Origin of the sequence: Mizugakiibacter sediminis (genome assembly GCF_000953855.2) — a bacterium.
Lineage (GTDB): Bacteria > Pseudomonadota > Gammaproteobacteria > Xanthomonadales > Rhodanobacteraceae > Mizugakiibacter > Mizugakiibacter sediminis.
In genome coordinates, this window is record NZ_DF970239.1 from 22,511 (window position 1) to 40,364 (window position 17,854).

General features: G+C 71.8%; 15 protein-coding genes. 5 read left to right on the top strand and 10 right to left on the bottom strand.

From position 1 onward, the window contains the following. Nucleotides 1–127 precede the first annotated feature (127 nt). The 5 genes from MBSD_RS11810 to MBSD_RS11830 all read left to right on the top strand — a co-directional run bounded on the left by MBSD_RS11810 (nt 128) and on the right by MBSD_RS11830 (nt 7,797). Nucleotides 128–2,521: a phosphoketolase family protein gene (locus MBSD_RS11810; protein WP_237071799.1), complete on the top strand. Its 2,394-nt coding sequence runs from the start codon at nt 128–130 to the stop codon at nt 2,519–2,521. A 191-nt stretch (nt 2,522–2,712) separates the two neighbouring features. Beyond that, nucleotides 2,713–2,850, top strand: coding sequence for a DUF2934 domain-containing protein (locus tag MBSD_RS11815; RefSeq protein WP_237071800.1), 138 nt, complete (start codon nt 2,713–2,715; stop codon nt 2,848–2,850). A 45-nt stretch (nt 2,851–2,895) separates the two neighbouring features. Further along, nucleotides 2,896–4,044, top strand: a complete 1,149-nt coding sequence (gene tal / locus MBSD_RS11820; RefSeq protein WP_062537507.1) for a transaldolase — start codon at nt 2,896–2,898, stop codon at nt 4,042–4,044. Nucleotides 4,045–4,094: 50 nt separating this feature from the next. Next, entirely contained in the window at nt 4,095–6,605 is a 2,511-nt protein-coding gene (gene glgP, locus MBSD_RS11825) for an alpha-glucan family phosphorylase (protein ID WP_062537508.1), read from the top strand. A gap of 16 nt (nt 6,606–6,621) precedes the next feature. Next, nucleotides 6,622–7,797, top strand: a complete 1,176-nt coding sequence (locus MBSD_RS11830; protein WP_062537509.1) for an acetate/propionate family kinase — start codon at nt 6,622–6,624, stop codon at nt 7,795–7,797. A 10-nt stretch (nt 7,798–7,807) separates the two neighbouring features. On the opposite strand, the gene MBSD_RS11835 is transcribed toward MBSD_RS11830, so the two are convergent. The 10 genes from MBSD_RS11835 to guaA all read right to left on the bottom strand — a co-directional run bounded on the left by MBSD_RS11835 (nt 7,808) and on the right by guaA (nt 17,787). Next, a complete protein-coding gene (locus MBSD_RS11835; RefSeq protein WP_062537510.1) occupies nt 7,808–8,062 on the bottom strand; it encodes an acyl carrier protein in 255 nt (84 codons plus the stop codon). After that, the gene (locus MBSD_RS11840; protein WP_062537511.1) at nt 8,059–9,192 is read right to left on the bottom strand and encodes a dihydrolipoamide acetyltransferase family protein; all 1,134 of its coding nucleotides are present in this window, start codon (nt 9,190–9,192) and stop codon (nt 8,059–8,061) included. Before MBSD_RS11840 ends, MBSD_RS11835 begins: the two co-directional genes overlap by 4 nt. Then, nucleotides 9,189–10,178: an alpha-ketoacid dehydrogenase subunit beta gene (locus MBSD_RS11845; protein WP_062537512.1), complete on the bottom strand. Its 990-nt coding sequence runs from the start codon at nt 10,176–10,178 to the stop codon at nt 9,189–9,191. Before MBSD_RS11845 ends, MBSD_RS11840 begins: the two co-directional genes overlap by 4 nt. Beyond that, nucleotides 10,175–11,191 carry a pyruvate dehydrogenase (acetyl-transferring) E1 component subunit alpha gene (gene pdhA / locus MBSD_RS11850; protein WP_062537513.1) on the bottom strand — a complete coding sequence of 339 codons (1,017 nt, stop codon included), beginning with the start codon at nt 11,189–11,191 and terminating at the stop codon, nt 10,175–10,177. The genes MBSD_RS11845 and pdhA overlap by 4 nt, the downstream gene beginning before the upstream one ends. After that, nucleotides 11,188–12,930, bottom strand: coding sequence for an acetate--CoA ligase (gene acsA / locus MBSD_RS11855; RefSeq protein WP_062537514.1), 1,743 nt, complete (start codon nt 12,928–12,930; stop codon nt 11,188–11,190). Before acsA ends, pdhA begins: the two co-directional genes overlap by 4 nt. 94 nt (nt 12,931–13,024) lie before the next feature. Continuing rightward, nucleotides 13,025–14,401 carry a sensor domain-containing protein gene (locus tag MBSD_RS11860; protein ID WP_062537515.1) on the bottom strand — a complete coding sequence of 459 codons (1,377 nt, stop codon included), beginning with the start codon at nt 14,399–14,401 and terminating at the stop codon, nt 13,025–13,027. 159 nt (nt 14,402–14,560) lie between these two features. After that, nucleotides 14,561–14,896: a VC1465 family Xer recombination activation factor gene (locus MBSD_RS11865; RefSeq protein ID WP_062537516.1), complete on the bottom strand. Its 336-nt coding sequence runs from the start codon at nt 14,894–14,896 to the stop codon at nt 14,561–14,563. A 215-nt stretch (nt 14,897–15,111) separates the two neighbouring features. Continuing rightward, complete coding sequence (locus MBSD_RS11870; RefSeq protein WP_062537517.1) at nt 15,112–15,471, bottom strand: hypothetical protein; 360 nt, start codon at nt 15,469–15,471, stop codon at nt 15,112–15,114. A 102-nt stretch (nt 15,472–15,573) separates the two neighbouring features. Further along, nucleotides 15,574–16,068 carry a tRNA adenosine(34) deaminase TadA gene (gene tadA, locus MBSD_RS11875; protein WP_062537518.1) on the bottom strand — a complete coding sequence of 165 codons (495 nt, stop codon included), beginning with the start codon at nt 16,066–16,068 and terminating at the stop codon, nt 15,574–15,576. A gap of 78 nt (nt 16,069–16,146) precedes the next feature. Next, on the bottom strand, nt 16,147–17,787 hold the full coding sequence (guaA, locus tag MBSD_RS11880; RefSeq protein WP_062537519.1) for a glutamine-hydrolyzing GMP synthase: 1,641 nt from the start codon (nt 17,785–17,787) through the stop codon (nt 16,147–16,149). Nucleotides 17,788–17,854 lie beyond the last annotated feature (67 nt).

Consider the following 17,854-nt stretch of genomic DNA (forward strand, 5'->3'; position numbering starts at 1 on the left):
CCGCGCCTCGCCGCGGCGCACGGCTTGACCGAAATCAAGCCGCGCGTCGCACCGAAGCGTAGCGTCGATCGCGATTCGCACGGGCCGCGCGGCGGCGCCGTCGGCGGATCCTCCGACAGGTGATGCCGTGCGGGACGATACAGCGCTGCGCGCCACCGGCGCGTCCGAAACGCTCGATGCGGAAACGCTGCGCCGCATCGACGCCTGGTGGCGCGCCGCCAACTACCTTTCGGTGGGGCAGATCTACCTGCTCGACAATCCGCTGCTGCGCGAGCCGCTGACGCTCGACCACGTCAAACCGCGGCTGCTCGGCCATTGGGGCACGACGCCCGGCTTGAACTTCGTCTACGCGCATCTCAACCGCGCGATCCGCGCCCGCGACCTCGACATGATCTTCGTCGCCGGGCCCGGCCACGGCGGACCGGCGCTGGTCGCCAACACCTATCTCGAAGGCAGCTACAGCGAGCTGTATCCGAACGTCGGCCGCGACGCCGAAGGCATGCGCCGCTTGTTCCGGCAGTTTTCCTTTCCCGGCGGCATCCCCAGTCACGCCGCGCCGGAGACGCCGGGCTCGATCCACGAAGGCGGCGAACTGGGCTACGCATTGGCGCACGCCTTCGGCGCCGTGTTCGACCACCCGGGGCTGATCGCCTGCTGCGTGGTCGGCGACGGCGAGGCCGAGACCGGGCCGGCGGCCGCCGCCTGGCATTCCAACAAGTTCCTCGATCCGGCGAACGACGGCGCGGTGCTGCCGATCCTGCATCTCAACGGCTACAAGATCGCCAACCCCGCCGTGCTGGCGCGCATCGACGGCGCATCGCTGGTCAAGCTGTTCGAAGGTTACGGCTACCGACCGTACCTGGTCGAAGGCGACGAACCTGCCGCGATGCATCAGCGCATGGCGGCGACGCTGGACGCCGTGCTCGACGACATCCATGCGATCCGGCTGGCGGCGCGCGAACGCGGCGCACGCGGCCTGCCGCGCTGGCCGATGATCGTCCTGCGCACGCCGAAAGGCTGGACCGGGCCGAAGCGCGTCGACGGCCTGAAAGTGGAGGGGAGCTGGCGCTCGCACCAGGTGCCGCTGGCGGAGCTGGCCGCGAAGCCGGAACACCTGCGCATGTTGGAAGAATGGATGCGCAGCTACCGGCCCGAGGAGCTGTTCGACGAGCACGGCGCGCTGCGGCCGGAACTCGCCGCGCTGGCGCCGGCGGGCGCGCGCCGCATGGGCGCGAATCCGCACGCCAACGGCGGCCTGCTGCTCGAGGATCTCGACCTGCCCGACTTCCGCGACTATGCGGTCGCCGTGCCGCGCCCCGGCCAGACGCAGGCCGAGGCCACGCGCGTGCTCGGCGCGCTGCTGCGCGACGTGATGAAGCGCAACGCCGCGCGACGCAACTTCCGCGTGTTCGGCCCCGACGAAACCGCATCCAATCGTCTGGACGCGCTGTTCGAGGCGACCGACCGCACCTGGATGGCCGAACGCCTGGACGACGACGACCACCTGGCGCCGGACGGCCGCGTGATGGAGATCCTCAGCGAGCACACCTGCCAGGGTTGGCTGGAGGGCTACCTGCTGAGCGGCCGCCACGGCCTGTTCTCCTGCTACGAGGCGTTCATCCACATCGTCGATTCGATGTTCAATCAGCACGCCAAGTGGTTGAAAGTCAGCAAGAACATCCCCTGGCGGCGGCCGGTGGCCTCGCTCAACTACCTGCTGACCTCGCACGTCTGGCGCCAGGACCACAACGGCTTCTCGCACCAGGACCCCGGCTTCATCGACCACGTGGTCAACAAGAAGGCGGACATCATCCGCGTCTACCTGCCGCCGGACGCGAACACGCTGCTGTGCGTCGCCGACCGCTGCCTGCGCAGCCGCGACCTGGTCAACGTGATCGTCGCCGGCAAGCAATCGCAGCCGCAGTGGTTGAGCATGGACGCCGCGGTGAAGCATTGCAGCGCCGGCATCGGCATCTGGGCCTGGGCGAGCAACGACCAGGGCGTCGAGCCGGACGTGGTGATGGCCTGCGCCGGCGACGTGCCCACCATCGAGACGCTGGCGGCGGTGGACCTGCTGCGCCAGCACATGCCGCAGTTGAAGATCCGCGTGGTCAACGTGGTCGACCTGATGACGCTGCAGCCGCGCGAGGAGCATCCGCACGGACTGCCGGACCGCGAATTCGACGCGATGTTCCCGGTCGACACGCCGGTGATCTTCGCTTACCACGGCTATCCGTGGCTGATCCACCGCCTGGCCTACCGCCGCCACAACCACGACCACCTGCACGTGCGCGGCTACAAGGAAGAGGGCACCACCACCACGCCGTTCGACATGGCGGTGCGCAACGACCTCGACCGCTTCCACCTCGCCGGCGACGTGCTCGACCGCCTGCCGGGCCTCGGCGGGCGCATCGGCCACGTCAAGCAGGTGCTGCGTGACCGCCTGACCGAGCACCGCGAGTACATCGTCGCGCACGGCCGCGACATGCCCGACATCAGCGGCTGGCAGTGGCCGTACTGACCGCGGTCCGCACAGCCGGAACTTGACAGCGATCAACACGCAGGCGTCCGCGCCGGCTACGGTGCGGTGGAGGCCGTATCAGCGGGTGCCGCATGCGCAGGAGCTCCATCGGACTGCACGCACCGAGCGGACGCCGCGCGGCGGCGTCCTCGGAGCCGTCGGACGCCGCGTCCCGGGCGGACGAAATGCGGGTGGATGCGGAGACGCGGCACGCGATGATCGCGCTGGCGGCGTACTTCCGCGCCGAACGGCGCGGCTTCGCGCCCGGGCGCGAACTGGACGATTGGCTGGAGGCCGAGCGCGAGGTCGCGGCCATGCTGGACGGTTGACGGGGTCCGAATGCGGCGGCCATCGACGGCTGCGGACGAGGTGCCATGCGATCCAATCCTCTGCTGACGCTGCGTCAACTCGGCCAGAGCGTGTGGCTGGACGCGCTGGGGCGCGGGTTGCTCGCCTCGGGCAGGCTGGCGCGCCTGATCGAGGAGGACGGCGTCTCCGGGGTGACATCCAATCCCGCGATCTTCGAGCGCGCGATCGCCGCAAACCGCGACTACGACGCCGCGATCGTGCGGCTCGCCCGCCGCGGCGAGACCGACGCGGCCATCATGCGCGCGCTGGTGCTGCGCGACGTCGCCGAGGCGGCCGACCAGCTGCATGCCCGCCACGTGCGCAGCGCGGGGGACGACGGCTTCGTCAGCGTCGAGGTGTCGCCGCATCTCGCCTACGACACCGCGGCGACCATCCGCGAGGGCTGCGCGCTATGGACCGCGCTGCGTCGCCCCAACGTGCTGATCAAGGTGCCCGCGACCGCCGCCGGCGTGCCGGCCGCGCGTGCGCTGCTCGCGGAAGGCATCAACGTGAACGTCACGCTGCTGTTCGGCACGAAGCGCTACGCGGAAGTCGTCGACGCCTACTTCTCGGCGCTGGAGGAGCGCCGCGCCGGCGGCAAGCCGCTGCACGCCGTCGTCTCGGTGGCGAGCTTCTTCGTCAGCCGCATCGACACGCTGGTCGACGCCATGCTCGACCGCATCGCCGCCGGCCGCGGCGCGGGCGCGGGACGCGCGGCCGCGCTGCGCGGGCGCGCCGCGACGGCCTGCGCCTGCGACGCCTTCCGCCTGTTCATGGAGAGCATCGCCGGCGCGCGCTTCCGCGCACTGCGCGACGCCGGCGCCCGCCCGCAGCGGCTGGTGTGGGCGAGCACCGGCACCAAGGATCCGGCCTATCCGGACACCAAGTACGTCGACGCGCTGGTCGCGGCGGACACCATCAGCACCCTGCCGCCGGAAACCCTGGAAGCGTATCGCGCGCACGGGCGGCCGCGGCGGCGACTGCCGGACGCGGTTCGCGAGGGCAGGGCGACGCTGCGCGACCTCGCGCTGCTGGGCATCGGTCTCGACGAGGCGGCCGTGCAGCTCGAGCGCGAGGGCGTGCGGAAGTTCCAGGCCGCCCACGATCGCCTGCGGGCGGCCATCGCGCTGCGGCGCTCGGCGGTTCCGGAGCAGGAACCATGCGTCTCGGCATGAGGCGGCGTGCGGCGTCGCCGCGGCGTCCGCGCAGCGCCTAGGACGGCGCCGTGCCCAGCGCAACGCCTCGACCCCTGCCGGACAGCCTGGTCGCGCTGCGCGAGCTCGCGCTCAACCTGCACTGGACCTGGAGCCACGCCAGCGACGTGCTGTGGCGGCGCATCGACGACGAGCTGTGGCAGCGCACCGAGAACCCGTGGGCGCTGTTGCAGAACGTGCCGCAGTCGCGCCTGGAGAAGCTCGCCGAGGACGCCGCCTTCGCCGGGGAGCTGCGGCACGCCATCGACGAGCATCGCAGCTACCTGCAGGAAGCCGGCTGGTACGCGCGCCAGCCCGAGCAGGACCTGGGCACGGTGGCGTACTTCAGCATGGAGTTCGGTCTCAGCGAGGCGGTGTCGCTGTACGCCGGCGGCCTGGGCGTGCTGGCCGGGGATTTCCTCAAGACCGCGAGCGATCTCGGCCTGCCGGTGGTCGGCGTCGGCCTGCTGTACCAGGAAGGCTATTTCCGCCAGATCATCGACGCCGGCGGCAGGCAGACCGAGGCGTACCCGAACAACGAGCCGGCCAGCCTGCCGATCCAGCCCGCGCTCGGCGCCGACGGCGAGTGGCTGAAGGTCGGCCTGCGGCTGCCCGGACGCACGCTGTTCCTGCGCGTGTGGCAGGCGAACGTGGGGCGCGTGCGGCTCTACCTGCTGGACAGCAACGACATCCGCAACGGTGCGGCGGACCGCGGCATCACCGCGCAGCTCTACGGCGGCGGCGCCGAGATGCGCCTGCTGCAGGAAATCGTGCTCGGCGTCGGCGGCTTGGCGATGCTGGAAGCGCTCGGCGTCGAGCCGACGGTGTGCCACCTCAACGAGGGCCACGCGGCGCTGGTGACGCTGGAGCGGGCGCGTAGGTTCATGCGGCGCGCGGGCACGTCGTTCTGGGAAGCGTGGTGGGCGACGCGCGCCGGCAACGTGTTCACCACGCACACGCCGGTCGCGGCGGGTTTCGACGCGTTCCCGCCGTCGCTGGTCTACAAGTACTCGCGCGACTACGTCGGCGATTTCGCCATCCCGCCGCGCGAGCTGCTGGCGCTGGGGCGCCGCGATCCGCGCGACGACGACGAACCGTTCAACATGGTCCACCTCGCCCTGCGCGGCTGCGCGCAGACCAACGCGGTGAGCGCGCTGCACGGCGAGGTCAGCCGCCACCTGTTCGGGCCGCTGTACCCGCGCTGGCCGACGCGCGAAGTGCCGCTGCGGCACGTCACCAACGGCGTGCACGTGCCGTCGTGGGATTCGGTGTGGTCCGACCGGCTGTGGACGACCTGCTGCGGCAAGGAGCGCTGGCGCGGCGAGCTGGACGTGCTGCCGGAGAGCATCGCCGCGGCCGACGACGAGACGCTGTGGGCGCTGGCCACGACGCAGCGCCGCGACCTGGTGGATTACGCGCGCGAGCGGCTGGCCTGGCACCTCGGTCAGCGCGGCGAATCGCCGGCGCTGGTGGCGGAGGCGGCGCAGGTGCTCGATCCGAACATCCTCACGCTCGGCCTGGCGCGCCGCTTCGCCGGCTACAAGCGGCCCAACCTGCTGCTGCACGACGCCGATCGCCTGGCACGCCTGCTCTGCGACGCGCAACGCCCGGTGCAGCTGATCGTCGCCGGCAAGGCGCACCCGCAGGACGAGCAGGGCAAGCGGCTGATCCATGCGTGGATCGAGTTCATGCGCCGTCCCGGCGTGCGCATGCGCGCGGTCTTCCTCGAGGACTACGACATGGCGCTGGCGCAGCGCCTGGTGCAGGGCGTCGACGTCTGGATCAACACGCCGCAGCCGCCGTGGGAGGCCTGCGGCACCAGCGGCATGAAGGTGCTGGTGAACGGCGGACTGAACCTGTCGGTGCTGGACGGCTGGTGGGCCGAGGCGTACGACCCCGCCTGCGGCTGGGGCATCGAAAGCGCCGCCGGACGCGACGACGCCGGCGCCGACGCCGCGGACGCCGATTGCCTCTACCGCATCCTGGAACGCGAAGTGGTGCCCGACTTCTACGATCGCGACGCGCGCGGCGTGCCGCGCCGCTGGGTGGCGCGCATGCGCGCGAGCATGTCGCGCCTCGCGCCGCGCTTCAGCAGCAACCGCATGCTGCGCGAGTATCTGCAACGGTTCTATCGCGTCGCCGCCGCCGCCTTGCGCAGGCGGACGGACGACGGCGCACGGCTGGCGCGCGATCTGCGCGCCTGGCAGACGGCGGTGGAGGCGCGCTGGCACGAGGTCCGCCTCGGCGACGTGGAGGCGAAGCGCGAAGAGGGCGCGTGGCGATTGAGCGTGCCGGTCTACCTAGGCGGACTGACGCCGGACATGGTGCGGGTGGAGGCGTACGCGGATCCGGCGCCGGAGCGCGAAGGCGCATGCGAGCCGATGCGCTGCGGCGACGCGATCCCGGGCAGCGTGCACGGCTATCTCTACGAAGCGCGGGTGCCCGATGCGCGCCCGGCGGCCGATTACACGCCGCGCATCCGGCCCTGGCATGCCGAAGCGTTCCTGCCGGCGGAACTCGCGCTGATCACATGGCAGCGCTGAGCGGCGGAGGCGGCCCGTGGGCGATACGCGCAGCGTCCTGGTGTTCAACGCAGGCTCCTCGAGCCTGAAGTTCGCCGCCTATCGCGGCGCCGCCGACGCGCCGTCGCTGCGCGGCGCGATCGAGCGCATCGGCGCCGGGGCGCGCCTCGTGCTGCACGCGCCCGCGGCGGAGGCGCTCGGCGATACCGCCGACCTGCCGGCGGACGGCAGCCTCGAACACCTGGCGCGCTGGCTGATGGTGCGCCTGCGCCGGCACCTCGCCGACGCCGAGCCGGCCGCGATCGGCCATCGCATCGTGCACGGCGGCGCGACGTTCGCCGCGCCGGCACGCCTGGACGAGGCGGCGCTCGACGCGCTGGAGCGCCTGATCCCGCTGGCGCCGCAGCACCAGCCGTACGGCCTCGCGGTGGTGCGCGCGGCGATGGCGTGCTGGCCCGCGTCGCCGCAGATCGCCTGCTTCGACACCGCCTTCCATCGCGGCCAGCCGCGGCTGGCGCAATTGTTCGCGCTGCCGCGCGCGTTGACCGACGCCGGCATCGTGCGCTACGGCTTCCACGGCCTGTCCTACGCCTACATCGCCGGCCGCCTGTCCGAGTTGCTCGGCGCGCGCGCGGACGGCCGCGTGCTGGTGGCGCACCTCGGCCACGGCGCCAGCCTGTGCGCGATGCGCGGGCGGCGCAGCATCGCCACGACCATGGGCTTCACGGTGATGGACGGGCTGATGATGGCGCGCCGCTGCGGCGCGCTCGATCCCGGCGTGCTGCTGTACCTGATGCAGGAGCGCGGCATGGACCCGGCGCGGCTGGTCGAGCTGCTGAACGAACGCAGCGGCCTGCTCGGCGTCTCCGGGTTGAGCGACGACGTGCGCGAACTGGAGGCGAGCGGCGATCCGCATGCGGAGGAGGCGCTGGAGCTGTTCGCCTATCGTGCGGCCGGCGAGATCGGCGCGATGGTCGCCGCGCTGGGCGGCCTCGATGCGCTGGTGTTCACCGCCGGCATCGGCGAGCGTTCCGCGGCGATGCGCCGGCGCATCTGCGCGCGGCTGCGCTGGCTGGGCGTGGAACTGGATGCGCAGGCCAACGCGCGCCATGCGCCGCGCATCGGCGCGCCGCAGACGGCGGTGGACGTGCTGGTCGTGCCGACCGACGAGGAGATCGTGATCGCGCGGGCCGCGCGCGCCGCGGTGGCGTAGGGGCGCGGCGTCAAGCGGCCCGCCAGCCGTGCTCCTCGAGATAGCGCGCGCAATCGCGCAACGACTGCAGCCGCGGGTAGTCGCGCTCGGGGATGTCGAGGCCGGTGGTCTTGGCGAGGCCGGCGACGAAGTGCATGAAGTCCATCGAGTCGAAGTCGAACTGGTCGCGGAACGGCGTGTCCGGCTCGATGCGTTCGCCGGCGAGATCGGGCGCCACCCCTAGCAGGGCGGCCCGCGCCAGTTCGACGGGATCGCGCGCGTTCACAGCGCCTCCGGCGCCTGCAGCAGCTCGCCGACGCGGGCGAGGAAGCGGGCGGCGCTGCGGCCGTCGCTGACGCGGTGGTCGCCGGCGACGGTGATCGTCATCGCCGGCCGCACCGCCAGCGCGCCGTCGACCGCCCACGGCCGCGGCGCGATCTGCCCGCAGCCGACGATGGCCACCTGCGGCGGGTAGATCACCGGCAGCAGCGCATCGGCGGTGCGTTCGCCGAGGTTGGACACGGTGATGGTGGGATCGGCCAGTTCCGAACCGCGCAGCCGTCCGCCGCGCACGCGCAGCACGAGGTCGTCCAGCTTCGCCATCAACGCGTCGAGGTCGAGGCGGTCGACGCCGTGGATCGCCGGCGCGATCAGGCCGCCGCCGCGCAGGGCCACGGCGACGCCGATGTGCACGGCTTCCGCGCGCACGAAGCGGCCGTCGACGAAGTGGCCGTTCAGTTCGGGAACGGCGGCGAGCGCGCGCGCCATCGCCTTCAGCAACGGCACCAGGTACAGCAGCCGCGCGGCGGGCGGACGGGCGGCGTTGACGTGCTCCAGCCACGCCAGCAGCGTCGACAATTCCAGCGTCGAGCCGACGAAGTAGTGCGGAATCTCGCGCTGCGAACGCGCCATCGCCGCGGCGATCGCCTGGCGCATGGCGACGAGGTCGAGGCCGCGCTCGGCGGGCGTCCGCGCCGTCGGCGCGGGCGCGAACGGTCGCGCGGCGCGCGCGGCTTCCACCTCGGCGAGGCCGATGTTGCCGTCCGCGCCGGGGTGCAGCGCCGCGACGTCGATGCCCTCCGCTTCGGCCAGCCGGCGCGCGGCCGGGGAGATGCGCACGCCGGGCAGCGCGGGCGGCGCCATCGGCCGCGCGGCGGCCCGCGCCGGCGCGGCCGCTTCGTCCTCGCCGCGGATCAGCGCCAGCACTTCGCCGACCGGCACGCGCCGGCCGACGTCGACGCGGATCTCCGCCAGCACCCCCGGCTGGAACGACTCGATCTCGATCGCGCCCTTCTGCGTTTCCACCACCGCGACCGGATCGCCGCGGGCGATGCGCTCGCCCGGCCGCTTCAACCATTCGACCAGCGTGCCGGCCTCCATGTCGGCGCCGAGCGCGGGCATGCGGAACTCGATCATCGCCGCATCAGGCCGCGCGCCGCGGCGACGATGGTGTCGACCTGCGGCGTGGCGGCTTCCTCGAGATGGCGCGGGTAGGGGATCGGCACCTCGGCGCTGCACACGCGGCGCACCGGCGCGTCGAGGTCGAAGAACGCCTGTTCGGCGATGCGCGCGGCGATCTCGCCGGCCAGGCTGCCGCTGCGCCAGCCTTCGTCGACGATCAGCGCGCGGTGCGTCCTGCGTACCGAGGCGAGGAGGGTTTCTTCGTCCAGCGGGCGCAGCGTGCGCAGGTCGATCACCTCGCAGTCGATGCGCTCGCCGGCCAGCGTCTCGGCCGCGGCCAGCGCCTTCTTCAGGCTGCCGCCGTAGGTGATCAGGCTGAGATCGGCGCCGGCGCGGCGGATCGCCGCGCGGTCGATGTCGACGGCGAACTCGCCTCCGGCCGGCACCTCGCCCTCGTCGCTGTACAGCGTGGCGTGCTCGAAGATCACCACCGGGTTCGGCTCCTGCAGCGCCGTCCACAGCATGCCGCGCGCGTCGGCGATGGTGGCCGGTGCGACGGCGCGGATGCCCGGCACGTGCGCGTACCAGCATTCCAGGCTGTGCGAATGCTGCGCGGCGAGCTGGCGGCCGGCGCCGGTGGCCATGCGGATCACCACCGGCACGGCGATCTGCCCGCCGGACATGTGCCGCAACGTGGCGGCGTTGTTGACGATCTGGTCCAGCGCCAGCAGGCTGAAGTTGATCGTCATCACCTCGACGATCGGCCGCATGCCGCCGATCGCTGCGCCGATGCCGGCGCCGACGAAGGCCGATTCGCTGAGCGGCGTGTCGCGGATGCGCTCCTCGCCGAATTCCGCCAGCAGGCCGCTGGAACAGGCGTAGGCGCCGCCGTAGCGGCCGACGTCCTCGCCCATCAGGAACACGCGCGGATCGCGCAGCAGCGCCTCGCGCAGCGCTTCGCGCACCGCCTCGCGATAGGTGATGCGGCGCGTCGCGCTCATGGCGCGGGCGGCTCCGGCGCGGCGGGGCGGGGCGCGTAGACGTCGCGCAGCAGGTCCTCGACCGGCTCCGGCGGTGCGGCTTCGGCGAAGGCGACCGCGTCCGCGATCGTCTGCGCCGTCTCCGCTTCGATGGCGTCGATGTCCGCCTGGTGCAGCGTGCCGGTCTCGAGCACCCATTGCGAGAAGCGCACGATCGGGCCGCGTTTCTTCCACGTCTCCACCTCGGCCTTGTCGCGATAGAGGTCAGGGTCGAACATCGAGTGCGCGCGGAAGCGGTAGGTGTGGTTTTCGAGGAAGCGCGGCCCCTCGCCGGCGCGCACCGCCTCCGCGGCGCGGCGCGCGGCGACTTCGACGTCGACCACGTTCATGCCGTCGACGGTTTCCGAGGCGATGCCGTAGACCTCGGCGTGACGGCGGATGTCCGGCACCGACTCCGAGCGCTCGATGGCCGTACCCATCGCGTAGCGGTTGTTTTCGCAGACGAACAGCACCGGAAGTTTCCACAGCGCCGCCAGGTTCAGCGATTCGTGGAACTCGCCCTCGGCGGCGGCGCCTTCGCCGAAGATGCAGCAGGTCACGCGCGCCAGCCCGCGCAACTTGTCGGCCAGCGCCAGCCCGACCGCCAGCGGCAGGCCGCCGCCGACGATGGCGTTGCCGCCGTAGAAGCGCCTCGACGCGTCGAACAGGTGCATCGAGCCGCCGCGGCCGCGGCTGCAACCGGCGGCCTTGCCGAACATCTCGGCCATCACGGCGGTCGCCGGAATGCCGCGGATCAGCGCGTGGCCGTGCTCGCGGTAGGTGGCGACGACGGCGTCCTCGGGCGTCAGCGCCTGCATCACGCCGACGGCATTCGCTTCCTCGCCGATGTAGAGGTGCAGGAAGCCGCGGATCTTCTGCGCGCCGTACTGCTCGACGCAGGCCTCCTCGAAGCGCCGCACCAGGATCATCTGCCGCAGCAGCTCGCGCGCGTGCTCGCGCGTCACCCGCACCTTGTGCGGCGCGGGCGCGCTCATGCGCTTTCCTCCAGCGTGGACAGGTCGCCCTCGGGCAGACCGAGTTCGCGTGCCTTCAGCAGGCGGCGCATGATCTTGCCGGAGCGCGTGCGGGGCAGGGACGGGCGGAAGTCGATCGCACGCGGCGCCACCGCCGGCCCCAGTCGCTTGCGCGCGTGCGCCAGCAGTTCGCTGCGCAGCGTCTCGCTCGGCGCGTAGCCCGGGTTCAGCGCGACGAACGCCTTCACCACTTCGAGCGCCATCGGGTCGGGCACGCCGATCACGCCGGCCTCGGCCACCGCCGGATGCTCCATCAGCACGCTCTCGACCTCGAACGGCCCGATCAGGTGACCGGCCGACTTGATCACGTCGTCGGCGCGGCCGACGAACCAGAAATAGCCGTCGGCGTCGCGGCGGGCAAGGTCGCCGCTGAGATACCAGCCGTCGGCGAAACACTTGGCGTAGCGCTCGTCTTCCCTGAGGTAGCCGCGGAACATCGCCGGCCAGCCGGGGCGCAGCGCGAGTTCGCCTTCGGTGTCCGGCGCGGCGATCGCTTCGACGCCGCGCCCGGTGCGGCGCACGATCGCCGCTTCGATGCCCGGCAGCGGGCGGCCCATCGAACCGGGCTTGATGTCCATCGCCGCGTAGTTGGCGATCATGATCCCGCCGGTTTCGGTCTGCCACCAGTTGTCGTGGATCGGCAGGCCGAGCGCGCGCTCGCCCCACAGCACGGCCTCCGGATTGAGCGGTTCGCCGACGCTGGCGACGAAGCGCAGCGCGGAGAGGTCGTGGCGCGCGGGCAGCTCCGCGCCCGCCTTCATCAGCATGCGGATCGCGGTCGGCGCGGTGTACCACACGCCGACGCGCTGCCCGGCGAGGATGCGGTACCAGCGCTCGGCGTCGAATTCCTCCTCGTCGACGATCATCGTGCAGCCGATCGCCAGCGGCCCGACGATGCCGTAGGAGGTGCCGGTGACCCAGCCCGGATCGGCGGTGCACCAGAAGACGTCGTTCTCGTCGAGGTCGAGCGCATAACGCGCGGTGATGCGGTGCGCGACCACCGCCTCGTGCACGTGCATCGCCCCCTTCGGCCGTCCGGTGGTGCCGCTGGTGAAGTGCAGGGTGGCGAGGTCGCCGGGCGCGGTGCGCGCCGTCTCGTAGCCGTCCGCAGCGGCATCGAGCAGCGTTTTCCAGTCCAGGCCGCCGTCGCCGCCGTCCGTCAGGACGACCGCCTTGAGGAAAGGCAGCTCGGCGCGGATCGGCGCCACCTTGCGGCGGTACAGCTGCGCCGAGGTCACCAGCACGGCCGGCTCGGCGATCGCCATGCGCGCGCGGATCGGCTCCGGCCCGAACACCGAGAACAGCGGACACAGCACCGCACCGCGCTTCCAGGTGCCGAGCGCGGCGACGTACAGCTCGGGCACGCGCCCGAGCAGGGTGAACACGCGCTCGCCGCGGCCGACGCCGAGCGCCTCCAGCGCATGCGCGAAGCGGCTGCTGAGCGCGGCCAGTTCGGCATAGCGCAGGTCGCGCACGCTCCAGTCGCGCGCGATCAGCCGCAGCGCGACGCGGTCGCCGCGGCCTTCGGCGACGTGCCGGTCGACCGCCTCGTGCGCGATGTTGATGCTGCCGCCGGGCAGGCCGGCGAGCTCCGCGCGCGCGGCCTCCCAGCGGAAGGCGCGGCAGGTCCCGGCGTAGTCCGCGAGGTGCGGCGCGCGCCGCCCGGCGTCGTGACGCTTGTGGATGACCGGATGATCCATGCCTGCGGGCCGCCTCTGGCATCGGCGCCAGCGTCGCCGATGCGGGATGCGGCGTCTTGACCGCGGTCAACCCGCGCGGGGGCGGGCGCGGCCGTCAGGCCGCAGGCGCAGGGCAGGGGGCCTTCATCACGTAACGGTCGCCGCCCTGCTTCTTCGCTTCGTACATGGCGTCGTCGGCACGGCGGATCAGCGGTTTGCCCTCGGCGCCATGTTCGGGGCACAGCGCGATGCCGATGCTGGCGCTGATCGCGAGCCGGGCGCCTTCGATCAGGAACGGCTGCCGCAGCGCATCGCGCAGTTTTGCGGCCGCCGCCGTGGCCTGGTCGTTGCGGTCGATGCCGTGCAGCAGCACCACGAATTCGTCGCCGCCGACGCGGGCGACGATGTCGGCTTCCCGCACGCAGCCGCGGATGCGCCGGGCGGCTTCGCGCAGCAGCACGTCGCCGGCGTCGTGCCCGTGGCGGTCGTTGATCTGCTTGAAGCCGTCGAGATCGAGGTACAGCACCGCCAGGCGTGCGTGCTCGTGCCGCGCCTCGCCCAGCGCCGCCTGCAGGCGCTGGTGGAAGCGCTCGCGGTTGGGCAGGTCGGTCAGCAGGTCGTGGTTGGCGAGGTGCAGCAGCCGCGCCTGGTCGCGCTTGCGTTCGATGGCGTCGGCGATCTGCGCGGACACGAACTGCAGCAGCGCCTTGTCCCGCTCGGCATACCGCACCGCGCCGTCGTAGCTCTGCACCACCAGCGCGCCGATCACGCCGCGCGCCGAGCGCAGCGGCACGCCCAGCCAGTCCAGCGGTTCGCTGCCGATGGCCGAGCGCAGACGTTCGGGGAGTTGCGCAAGGCTGGACGGCGTCAGCAGCAGCGCTTTCCCGGTCCGCACGACTTCGCCGCTGAGCGTCGCGGCGTCGAGCGGCACCGGCTCCGGCGCCCGATCGTGCTCGTCGACGAAGTAGGGGAATCCGAGCGTCTGGCCCGATGCGTCGAGCAGTGCCACGAAACAGTTCCTGGCCGGCAGCAGCTTGCCGATCACCTGGTGGATGCGCCGGAACAGCTCCAGCAGATCCTCCGCGGCGTGCGCGGCCTCGGAGATCGCCAGCAACGCCGCCTGCACGGCTTCGGCGCGTTTGAGGTCGCTGATGTCGTGCGCCACGGCGATGCACACGCGGTCGGCTTCCGACCAGCGCGCCGACCACAGGATGTCGACGACCCTGCCGTCCTTGCGCACGTAGCGGTTCTGGAAATGCGCCTTCGGCTGCCCCGCCATGATCTCGCGGGCGGCCTGCAGGGTCCGCTCGCGGTCTTCCGGGTGGACCAGTTCGATCATGGGCCTGCCGAGGACTTCCTCCGGCCGATAGCCGAAGATCCGCTCGAACGCGGCGCTGACGAACAGGTAGCGCCCCTCCGCATCGACCACGCAGACGGCGTCGAGCAGCATGTCCATGACGGTGGCGAGCGGGGGTGCCTGGTCGGGTTCCATGGACGAATGTGCCGGGGCGGTGCAGCGGGGCCGGGTGGACTACTTTCGCGCCATCGAATGGCGTTGCCATGCCGGACGGAGCTGCCTGCAAGGCAAGCAAGCATGGTGCCAGAACGGCAGCCGAGCGTGATGGCGAGCCGCCCGAAGCCGGGGCATCGTTCAGCGGACGCCGTCGTGGCGCTCACGGAAAGCCCGCGCCTGCGCCACCAGCAGGCCCCACCACGCCACCTCGCCGACGCGGTAGGCGAACCCTTCCGGCGACCACAGCGCGTCGCCGTCGATCCGCCAGCCGTCCCACGCCGGCGCCAGCGCGCCCAGGTCGCCGAGGCGCTTGAGCCGCAGCAGGCGCACCGCCGCCCACGGCACGCGCTGACGGCCACGGTCCCAGCGGCGCACCGTGTCCACGCTGACACCGAGGAACGCCGCCGCCGTGCGCCGGCTCAGCAGGCAGGACAACCGCAGTTCGCGGAAGCCTTCCGCGCTGACCAACCACACGCGCCGACGCCGTCGCCGAGAGGGGGGCACTTGTCCGGGAGCAGACACAGCAACGGCCGCCCGCTCAGGCGCTTGGCCTTCCTGTGCTTCGCATAATGCATATTATGTAAAATTATACGGGCGGCCCGATGCGGCGCGACGAAACCGTTCGCCATTCGCTGCCCTGTCGCACTGACAGCCCGCGGCCTGCGCTGCCGAAAGAGCCCGGTCCGAACTCAGGTGCAGGATGCGCGGCAATCGCCGGGAGGCTGCGGCGGATAGGGTTCGATCACCGTCACGCCGCCCTGCTTGTGTATCCAGTACAGCTTGCCGCCGACACAGCGGACGATGCCGTTGCGGCGATGTCCGCCCGTCGCGTGCGGATCGTCGCCAGCGGAGGCGGCCGCGGCCCCGGACACGGCCGGCGCGCCGGCGCGCGACGGTTCGTCCGCCCGCACGGGCGCCTCGGGCAGCGGCGGGACGGTGGCCGCAGCGACGCCGCCTGACGGTACGGGCACGGACCTGCCGGACGGCTGGCTGTGGCCGACATAGGCGACTACCGCGAAACCGCAGCCGAGGCCGAACAGCAAGCCCACGGCCAATTCGCTGGCCCGAAGCATGAAGGGACCCCCTAGACTGTGATTTGTATCACATTTTCACAATCTGGGGGCTTCGGATGACGCCGCGCCTCCCCGGATTCAACGCCGCCGGCGGAAGAAATCCCGCAGCAGCGTCGAGGCCTCCTCGGCCAGCAGCCCGCCCTGTACCGCGATGCGGTGGTTGTGGCGGTCGGAGATCAGCGTGTCGAAAACGCTTCCGGCCGCGCCGGTCTTGGGATCGGCGGCCGCGTAGACCACGCGTGCGACGCGGGCGTGGATCAGTGCCATGGCACACATGGCGCAGGGTTCGAGGGTGACGTAGAGCGTGGCCCCGGGGAAACGGTAATTTCCGAGTCTCCGGCCTGCCGCGCGCAACGCATTCACCTCGGCGTGGGCGGTGGGATCGCTCAGCGTGATATTGCGGTTCCAGCCCTCGCCTACCGCTTCTCCGTCCAGCACCAGGACGGCACCGACCGGGACCTCGTCGTCGTGGTCGCGGGCGTGGACCGCCAGCGACAGGGCGCGACGCATCCAGCGTTCGTCGGCGGCGTCGAAGTCGTCGCCCGTGGCAGGTGCCTGGCTGTCCTTATGCATCAGCGGGTTGGCGGCAAATCTTGCTGCGTGCGGCGACGGTGCATGCGGCCGCCGCGCGGCGCAAGTGCTTGTTTCCGCTCACTCCCACTCGATGGTCGCCGGGGGTTTGCCGCTGATGTCATACACGACGCGAGAAATGCCGCGCAACTCGTTGATGATGCGGCGTGAAACATGATCGAGGAAGGCGTACGGCAGGTGTGCCCAGTGGGCGGTCATGAAGTCGACGGTCTCCACCGCGCGCAGCGCGATCACCCACTCGTAGGCGCGGGCGTCGCCGACCACGCCGACCGACTTGACCGGCAGGAACACCGCGAAGGCCTGGCTGACCTGGTCGTACAGACCCTGCTTGCGCAGTTCCTCGATGAAGATCGCGTCGGCGCGCTGCAGCAGCTCGACGTATTCGCGGCGCACTTCGCCCAGCACGCGCACGCCGAGTCCCGGTCCGGGGAACGGGTGGCGGTAGACCATCTCGTGCGGCAGGCCGAGCTCGACGCCGACGCGCCGCACCTCGTCCTTGAACAGCTCGCGCAGCGGCTCGACCAGCTTGAGCTTCATGCGCTCCGGCAGGCCGCCGACGTTGTGGTGGCTCTTGATGACGTGCGCCTTGCCGGTCCTGGAAGCGGCCGATTCGATCACGTCGGGGTAGATCGTGCCCTGCGCCAGCCACTTCACGCCTTGCAGCTTGTGCGCCTCCTCGTCGAACACCTCGACGAACAGGCGGCCGATGGTCTTGCGCTTGGCCTCCGGGTCCTCGATGCCGCGCAGCGCCGCGTAGAATCGCTCGGCGGCGTCCACGCGGATCACGTGCACGCCCATGTGTTCGGCCATGGTGGCCATGACCTGGTCGCCTTCCCGCCAGCGCAGCAGGCCGGTGTCGACGAACACGCACACCAGCTGGTCGCCGATCGCCTTTTCCAGCAGCGCGGCGACCACGGAGGAGTCGACGCCGCCGGAGAGGCCGAGCAGCACCTTGTCCTGCCCCACCTGCGCGCGCACGCGGGCGACGGCGTCCTCGATGATGTGCGCCGGCGTCCACAGCGTGGCGCAGCCGCACAGGTCGACGACGAAGCGGCGCAGGATCTCGGTGCCGCGCTTGGTATGGGTGACTTCCGGGTGGAACTGCACGCCGTAGTAGCGGCGCGATTCGTCGGCCATGCCGGCGATCGGCAGGCTTTCCGTCGTGGCGGTGACGTGGAAGCCCGGCGGCACCGCGGTGACGCGGTCGCCATGCGACATCCACACGTCCAGGCGGACGGGCTGCGCCGCGGCGGCGACCGCCGGCAGTTCGGGCTGACCCATCCAGCTCTCGCCTTCGCCGAAGTGCGGCGCCGGCGGCAGCGCCTCGGCCAGGCCCTCGAACAGCCTGCACGGCGCGGTCAAGCGCACTTCGGCGTAACCAAACTCGCGGCTGTGGTTGCCCTCCACCCTGCCGCCGAGCTGCGCGGCCATGGCCTGCATGCCGTAGCAGATGCCCAGCACCGGCACGCCGAGCTCGAACACGACCTGCGGCGCGCGCGGCGAACCCGGCTCGGGGACCGATTCGGGCCCGCCGGACAGGATGATGCCCTTCGGCGCGAAGCGGACGATCTCGGCGGGATCGTGATCCCAGGCCCAGATCTCGCAGTAGACGCCGATCTCGCGCACGCGGCGCGCGATCAGCTGCGTGTACTGCGCGCCGAAGTCGAGGATGAGGATCTTGTCGCTATGGATGTCGTGCATCGGGACTCGGGACTCGGGACTCGGGACTCGGGATCCCTGCCCTCAGTGTTGTGAGCACCACCGCCGG

Coding starts and splice junctions, on each gene's coding strand:
- tadA (WP_062537518.1), bottom strand. CDS start 16,068: ATGCATAAGGACAGCCAGGCACCTGCCACGGGCGACGACTTCGACGCC.
- MBSD_RS11860 (WP_062537515.1), bottom strand. CDS start 14,401: ATGGAACCCGACCAGGCACCCCCGCTCGCCACCGTCATGGACATGCTG.
- MBSD_RS11840 (WP_062537511.1), bottom strand. CDS start 9,192: ATGATCGAGTTCCGCATGCCCGCGCTCGGCGCCGACATGGAGGCCGGC.
- acsA (WP_062537514.1), bottom strand. CDS start 12,930: ATGGATCATCCGGTCATCCACAAGCGTCACGACGCCGGGCGGCGCGCG.
- tal (WP_062537507.1), top strand. CDS start 2,896: ATGCGATCCAATCCTCTGCTGACGCTGCGTCAACTCGGCCAGAGCGTG.
- MBSD_RS11845 (WP_062537512.1), bottom strand. CDS start 10,178: ATGAGCGCGACGCGCCGCATCACCTATCGCGAGGCGGTGCGCGAAGCG.
- guaA (WP_062537519.1), bottom strand. CDS start 17,787: ATGCACGACATCCATAGCGACAAGATCCTCATCCTCGACTTCGGCGCG.
- pdhA (WP_062537513.1), bottom strand. CDS start 11,191: ATGAGCGCGCCCGCGCCGCACAAGGTGCGGGTGACGCGCGAGCACGCG.